Here is a 1,778-nt window from a genome sequence, read left to right on the forward strand (position 1 = left end):
CTTTTCATATGCCTGTGGAGCATTCTGAAGCTTTTCAAGATAAGCCTGCTTTTCTGCAAGGTTCTTCTTTGCGCTTTCGAGTTCGGCTTTTGCTTTCGTCAGTTCTGCATTTGCAACGTTGGCTTGAGCCTTTGCGCTTTCGAGAACCGTCTGCTTTTCGGCAAGGTTCTTCTTTGCGTTTGCAAGTTCCGCTTTTGCAGTTTCAAGCTGACTTTCTGCCAAAGCAATCGTGTTTGATTCGTCCTGCGTGAGTGCACGGGTCTTTTCATTTGAAAGAATCACGTATTTGATGTCGTTATAAGCCTCTTGAGCACTTTCAAGGTCTGTTTCGGCCTTCCTGACCGCTTTTTGGGCTTGGTCTGCCTCATATCTTGCCTTGATAAATGCTTCGTTTTTGGCATTTGCTTCATCGTGTGCTTTTTGGTCTGCCTTGGATTTTTCTTTTAACGTTTCCTGGGCATCGTTTTCAGCGATTCCCGCTTTTTCCATTTCGGCTTTTGCCTCGTCCATGGCTTGTTTCTTTGTCTGAACGCTTGCCGTGTAGGCATCGACCGTCTTTTGAGCCTGCGTTCTGTTGTTTTGAGCCGTTTCGAGCCTGTTTTTCGCATTTTCGAAGTCAAGCTGGGCTTTGTCGGCTGAAAGCGTTGCTTTATTGAGATTGTTTCGAATCTGTTTTTGAACGTTCGTCTCGCCGTTCACTTCGGACTGCTTTTCCAAAAATGCTTTTTCAGCTTGAGCCTTTGACTTTTCCGCAACGTTAAAGTTTACTTGAGCCTTGCTCGTTTCTGCCTTCGCATTGTTCAGATTGTTCTGAAGCGTTGCATAAGGGTTGTTGATTTCCTGTTTTCCGCCCGCCTGTTCGAACATCTTTTCACTTTCATCACCGGTTTTGCCGTTGTCCCAATCCGCATACTTCATCACGCCCGTTACGTTGTCAACCGTATACGGAATCAAATGGAAATGAAGATTCGTGATTCCCTGGACATAGCTTGTCGATACGCCGAAGAACGTTTCGGATACCGTTCCGCTGTCGAGATAGAATTCATTGATAGTCAGTCCCAGCAGCGATGTTGTATGTCCGCATGCATTGTTGTCCCGCAAGTCGTCCATCAGCTGTCCGAGCACGGCATGTCTGGCAAAGACTTTCAGTTCGTACAAATTGGTGAACTTGTCGTAGCTAAGGTCCAGGGTTTCGTCAGAGTCACGCATGCCGAACTTTGTTGTTGCTTTTTGAATCCCCCAGTAATCATGAGCTTTGTCAAAAGTGTTCCAGTCATCGGAAACGTATTGTTTGGCAATGGTATTCGAAATGTCAAGCATGCCTTTCGTCACGATGACTTTGCCGACATACGGTGTAAGTCCCAGCTGGTCGCGGACGTCGTTTATGAGTGTAGCCACGAAATTGGAAAGGTCTTCCCGAACCGCCTGTGACAGGTTGTTCAAATCAATCGTGACGTTTTTGTCAGCTTCATCGCCGAAATATGCTTCTTCATTGAGTTTGTAATCATCCTGCAACGACCAGAGCAAGTCGTGTTCAGCCTTTCTGTATGCATTTTCAAGGTCATCCGTCTTTCCGCCGTTCATATAATCGTGATAAGACTTGATGAATGTCTGAGCCTTCTGCTTGGAGGCATCACTTACGATGACCCTGTTCTTTTCAAGGTTTGCAGCCGCATCCTGTGCTTTCTTTTCGTTTGCCTTCGCATTGTCCAGTGCTTTTTGTGTTGCGGTATAGTCGGTCAAAGTCTTGTCGTATGCTTGCTTTGCCAGAGCATATT

1 protein-coding gene is annotated in these 1,778 nt (G+C 46.1%); it reads right to left on the bottom strand.

Annotation, left to right across the window (positions count from 1 at the left end; genetic code table 11):
- The coding region (locus V7Z60_RS10035) for an SEC10/PgrA surface exclusion domain-containing protein (protein ID WP_334117667.1) at positions 1–1,778 on the bottom strand (1,778 nt) is incomplete at both ends.

The sequence above is a fragment of the Ligilactobacillus sp. genome (assembly GCF_036846325.1).
GTDB lineage: Bacteria > Bacillota > Bacilli > Lactobacillales > Lactobacillaceae > Ligilactobacillus.